This window comes from Microcella sp. (genome assembly GCF_046296455.1).
In the GTDB taxonomy this organism is placed as follows: Bacteria; Actinomycetota; Actinomycetes; order Actinomycetales; family Microbacteriaceae; genus Microcella.
Genome location: NZ_JBKBLF010000044.1, coordinates 1 through 4,890, shown reverse-complemented (window position 1 = coordinate 4,890; position 4,890 = coordinate 1). Strand labels below are relative to the sequence as shown.

Genomic DNA, 4,890 nt, shown 5'->3' with positions numbered 1-4,890 from the left:
AGCTGGGCGACACCGTGGCTGCCGGGGACTTGCTGTACCGCGTGCACGCCAGCTACCCGGCCGACCTGGAGTTTGCGCGCCACGCGTGCGAGCGAGACAGCGGCTATCGCCTGGGCACCGCCGACGAAGTGCCACGCGTGTTTGTGGAGTTCTGACCATGGCCCTGCCTGAAGCCGCCTGTTTGCTTTATTTCGACGACGAAGCCGCGCCTGCCATGCGCCTGGCGCAGGCTGCTGGCTTGACTGCAATGCTCATCGAGCGCCACCGCTTCCCCGACGGTGAACTCAAGCTGCGCCTTCCGGTCGATGCCGCAGGGCGGTTGCCGCCGCGCGCGGTGCTGCTGCGCAGCCTTCACCAGCCCAACGAAAAGCTGGTGGAGCTGCTGCTGGCCGACCGAACGGCCCGCAACCTGGGCGCACAGCACCTCACACTGGTGGCGCCGTACCTTGCCTACATGCGGCAGGACATCGCCTTTCACCCCGGCGAGGCCGTGAGCCAGCAGGTGGTGGGCGGGTTTCTGGCGGGCCTGTTCGACGCGGTGATCACGGTGGACCCGCACCTGCACCGCATCGATCGGCTGGAGCAGGCCATCCCGGTGCCGCAGGCGGTGGTACTCAGCGGCGCCGAGCCGCTGGCCGAAGCCGTGCGTCTGTGTCGCGTGGTCCGCCGCCGTGGCGGGAGCCGGGTCGATCGCCGGGTCACCGGCGAGCAGCGCGAGCCCGACGGCCGAGACCGCGGCGAGAGCGACCGGGAGCGCGACGCGCAGGCCGCGCCACGGGATGAGCAGCAGGGCGACGACCGCGAGCGGCCAGAGCAGGTAGAACTGCTCTTCGACGGCGAGCGACCACGCGTGGCGGAAGAGCTCGGGGCTCGTCTGGTCGAGGTAGCTCGAGCCCTGCGCGATCGACCACCAGTTGCTGCTGAAGGTCAACACGCCCGCGAGCTGCCAGCCGATGCCGACGAGCACGTCGCCGCCGATGAGCGCCGCGACCGCTGCGGAGAGCCCGACCATGACGATGAGAGCGGGCAGCAGCCGACGCGCACGGCGGGCCCAGAACCGGCGCACTGCGATGCGCCCGTGCGCGCGGTGCTCGGCCACGAGGAGGGCCGTGATGAGGTAGCCGCTCACGACCAGGAACACGTCGACCCCGATGAAGCCCCCGGGCGCGAGGCCCGGGAACAGGTGGTACGCGAGCACGAGCACGATCGCGAGCGCCCGCAGACCGTCGAGGCCCGCAAGGCGGTCACGGGCGACGCTGCTCGTGCTGATGGCCGACATGGTGCCTCTAGCGTCGTCGTCGCGGGCCGCGCGGTCAAACCCCGCGCCGTAGACTCAGCAGTCGTGGAGACTGTGCGCCTGCGGCTCGACCTCGCCTACGACGGAACCTCGTTCTCGGGCTGGAGCCGCCAACCCGGCCTGCGCACGGTCGAGGGTGTGCTCGACGCCGCGATCGCGACGCTGCTGCGCGATCCCGAGCTCGAGGTACGCCTCGTCGTGGCAGGCCGCACCGACGCGGGCGTGCACGCCACCGGGCAGGTGGCCCACATCGACCTCACGGCCGAGCAGTACCGTCGTCTCGCGTCGTCGCGGCGCGCCGGCTCGGTCGAGCAGTCGGTCGCGCGGCGGCTCAACGGCATCGTCGCCGCGACGGCCGCCGACGTGGTGATCGACCGGGTCTCGGTGGCCCCGGCCGGCTTCGACGCGCGGTTCTCACCGGTCTGGCGCCGGTACGAGTACCGCATCGCCGACGCGCTCAGCCATCGCGACCCCCGCCGCCGCACGCACACCCTGTGGCACCACGCTGAGCTCGACACGGCGGCGATGGATGCTGCTGCCGCGAGCCTCACGGGCCTGCACGACTTCGCGGCCTTCTGCAAACCGCGCGAGGGCGCCACCACCATCCGCACCCTGCTCGACTACGGGTGGACACGGGATACCGAGGGCGTTCTCGTGGCCCGCGTGCGCGCCGACGCCTTCTGCCACTCGATGGTGCGCGCGCTCGTCGGGGCGGCGGTGGCCGTGGGGCTCGGCCGGCTCGACGGCGCGCGGCTGAGCGGAATCCTCGCCGACGCCGTCAAGGCCAACGCCTTCGCGGTCGTCGCGGCGAAGGGGCTCACGCTCATCGAGGTGGGCTACCCGCCTGACGACGAGCTCGGGGCACGCGCCGAGCTGACCCGGGCGCGCCGCGAACCGCTCGGCCGGGCATCCGACCCCTCAGACTGAGCGGCGCCGTCGCGGGTGAATTGACCGGGCACCCGCGTGCCGGTAGGCTCGACCCTTGGTGTCCGTCGCCGACGGTCATCCGGTTGAGCCCTCCACCGCGGCGTTCGCTCTGTTTCTTCAGAACGAACTCCCCCCGGAGCGGGATTCACGAACTACTCGACACGAAAGTACGCACTGTGACGCGCACATTCAGCCCCACTCCCGCTGACGTTCAGCGCAACTGGGTCGTCATCGACGCAACCGATGTCGTCCTGGGCCGCCTCGCCAGCCACGCCGCCGCCCTCCTGCGCGGCAAGCACAAGCCGACCTTCGCCCAGCACATGGACATGGGCGACTTCGTCATCATCACCAACGCCGCCAAGGTCGCCCTCACGGGCTCGAAGCTCGCGCAGAAGAAGGCCTACCGCCACTCGGGCTACCCGGGCGGCCTCACGGCCACCTCGTACTCCGAGCTGCTCGAGAAGAACCCCGAGCGCGCCGTCGAGAAGGCTATTCGCGGCATGCTGCCGAAGAACTCGCTCGGCCGCGCCCAGATGAAGAAGCTCAAGGTCTACGCGGGTGCCGAGCACCCGCACGCTGCGCAGCAGCCGACGACCTACACCCTCGACCAGGTCGCCCAGTAGCGGCCGCGAAGACGCTAAGGAACAGCATCGTGGCAGACATGACCACTAACGGCGCAGTGAACACCGACGACATCACTCCCGATTCGGCCCCCGAGTCGTACACGACCGAGTCGGCCGCTCCGGCCGCGTCGGCGGCGCCCCGCGCCATCCTCTCGGTCGGCGGCCAGGCCGTCGGTCGTCGCAAGCAGGCGATCGCGCGCGTGCGCATCACCCCGGGTGCCGGCACCTACAAGGTGAACGGCCGCACGCTCGAGGACTACTTCCCGAACAAGCTGCACCAGCAGCTGATCAACGACCCCTTCACGATCCTGCAGCTCGGCGGCGCCTACGACGTCATCGCGCGGATCACGGGCGGCGGCCCCTCGGGCCAGGCGGGCGCCCTGCGTCTCGCTATCGCGCGCGCGCTCAACGAGATCGATCGCGAGAACAACCGCCCGACCCTCAAGAAGGCCGGCTTCTTGACGCGCGACGCGCGCGTCATCGAGCGCAAGAAGGCCGGTCTCAAGAAGGCCCGCAAGGCTCCTCAGTACTCGAAGCGCTAGCCGTTCGAGCAGAGGACTCGCCATGGGTCGTCTCTTCGGCACGGATGGAGTCCGAGGGCTCGCCAACGGTGATCTCACCGTTGAGCTGGCCCTCGGGCTCTCTCAGGCCGCTGCCCGCGTGCTCACCACGGGCCGGCACGCGGACGAGCTGCGCGCGCAGGGCCGCCGCCCCACGGCGATCGTCGCGCGCGACCCCCGCATCTCGGGGCAGTTCCTGACAGCGGCCGTCTCGGCGGGCCTCGCGAGCTCGGGCATCGACGTGCTCGACGCGGGAGTCATCCCGACGCCCGCTGCGGCGTTCCTCGTGGGTGACATCCACGCCGACTTCGGCGTCATGATCTCGGCATCGCACAACCCGGCGCCCGACAACGGCATCAAGTTCTTCTCGTTCGGCGGCACGAAGCTGCCCGACGCGGTCGAAGACCGCATCGAGGCCGCGCTCGCGGCCGAGAAGCTCGCCCCCACCGGGGCGGGTGTCGGCCGCATCCGTCGCTTCGCCGATGCAGAAGACCGCTACCTGCTGCACCTGCTCGGCACCCTCGATGTGTCGCTCGCCGGGCTGCACGTCGTGATCGACTGCGCCCACGGCGCCGCCGCGGGCATCTCGCCCCAGGTCTTCGCCGACGCGGGTGCGCGGGTCACCGTCATCGGCAGCGATCCCGACGGCCTCAACATCAACGAGGGCGTCGGCTCGACGCACCTCGGCCCCCTGCAGGCCGCCGTGCTCGAGCACGGCGCCGACCTCGGCATCGCCCACGACGGCGACGCCGACCGATGCCTCGCGGTGGATGCCCGGGGCCGCGTCATCGACGGCGACCAGATCATGGCGATCCTCGCCGTCTCGCTGCAGGCCCGCGGCATGCTCGTCGATGACACGCTCGTCGCGACGGTCATGAGCAATCTCGGGCTCAAGCGCGCGATGGCCGAGCACGGCATCCGCATGATCGAGACGGGCGTGGGCGACCGCCACGTGCTCGAGGCGCTCGCCGAGCACCGTTTGAGCCTGGGCGGCGAGCAGTCGGGCCACATCATCTTCAGCGACCACGCGACGACGGGCGACGGAATCCTCACCGGGCTGCAGCTCGCGGCCGAGATGGTGCGCTCGGGGCGCACGCTCGCCGAGCTCGCCGACGTCATGACCGTGTTCCCCCAGGTGCTCATCAACGTGCGTGGCGTCGACCGCACGGCGCTCGACGGGCACGGCGTCATCGCGGCGGCCGTCGAGGCCGAGGAGGCCGCGCTCGGCGACAGCGGCCGCGTGCTGCTGCGCGCGAGCGGCACCGAGCCGATGGTGCGGGTCATGGTCGAGGCGGCCGACCAGGGCACGGCCGAGCAGGTCGCCGACCGGCTCGCCGACGTCGTGCGCGAGCAGCTCGCGGTCTAGCTGTAGTTCCTAGGGACGTTGTTCAGGTCGGGCTCCTCCAGGCTTGAGGGTGTCTAGTCGCTCTCACCTGAAGGAGCCCGATGGAGCTTCACGCTAATGCCCGTTTGTCTGTGGAAG

General features: G+C 70.8%; 4 protein-coding genes and 2 pseudogenes. 5 read left to right on the top strand and 1 reads right to left on the bottom strand.

Going from position 1 to position 4,890, the window contains the following annotated elements; genetic code table 11:
• Window positions 1–157: 157 nt before the first annotated feature.
• Window positions 158–451 (top strand): annotated as a pseudogene (locus ACK4HH_RS13105) (ribose-phosphate pyrophosphokinase-like domain-containing protein); the annotation flags it as partial.
• A gap of 273 nt (window positions 452–724) precedes the next feature.
• On the opposite strand, the pseudogene ACK4HH_RS13100 reads toward ACK4HH_RS13105, so the two are convergent.
• Window positions 725–1,279: pseudogene (locus tag ACK4HH_RS13100) on the bottom strand (acyltransferase family protein); the annotation flags it as partial.
• Window positions 1,280–1,351: 72 nt separating this feature from the next.
• Between ACK4HH_RS13100 and ACK4HH_RS13095 the strand changes: the two are divergent.
• The 4 genes from ACK4HH_RS13095 (at window position 1,352) to glmM (ending at window position 4,773) form a co-directional block, all read left to right on the top strand.
• The gene (locus ACK4HH_RS13095) at window positions 1,352–2,224 is read left to right on the top strand and encodes a tRNA pseudouridine synthase A (RefSeq protein WP_409652782.1); all 873 of its coding nucleotides are present in this window, start codon (window positions 1,352–1,354) and stop codon (window positions 2,222–2,224) included.
• 176 nt (window positions 2,225–2,400) lie between these two features.
• Window positions 2,401–2,847, top strand: a complete 447-nt coding sequence (rplM, locus tag ACK4HH_RS13090) for a 50S ribosomal protein L13 (protein ID WP_409652777.1) — start codon at window positions 2,401–2,403, stop codon at window positions 2,845–2,847.
• Between the two features lie 38 nt (window positions 2,848–2,885).
• The gene (rpsI, locus tag ACK4HH_RS13085) at window positions 2,886–3,389 is read left to right on the top strand and encodes a 30S ribosomal protein S9 (RefSeq protein ID WP_409652779.1); all 504 of its coding nucleotides are present in this window, start codon (window positions 2,886–2,888) and stop codon (window positions 3,387–3,389) included.
• Window positions 3,390–3,411: 22 nt separating this feature from the next.
• Window positions 3,412–4,773: a phosphoglucosamine mutase gene (gene glmM, locus ACK4HH_RS13080; RefSeq protein WP_409652774.1), complete on the top strand. Its 1,362-nt coding sequence runs from the start codon at window positions 3,412–3,414 to the stop codon at window positions 4,771–4,773.
• Window positions 4,774–4,890: the final 117 nt, after the last annotated feature.

Coding starts and splice junctions, on each gene's coding strand:
- rpsI (WP_409652779.1), top strand. CDS start 2,886: ATGACCACTAACGGCGCAGTGAACACCGACGACATCACTCCCGATTCG.
- glmM (WP_409652774.1), top strand. CDS start 3,412: ATGGGTCGTCTCTTCGGCACGGATGGAGTCCGAGGGCTCGCCAACGGT.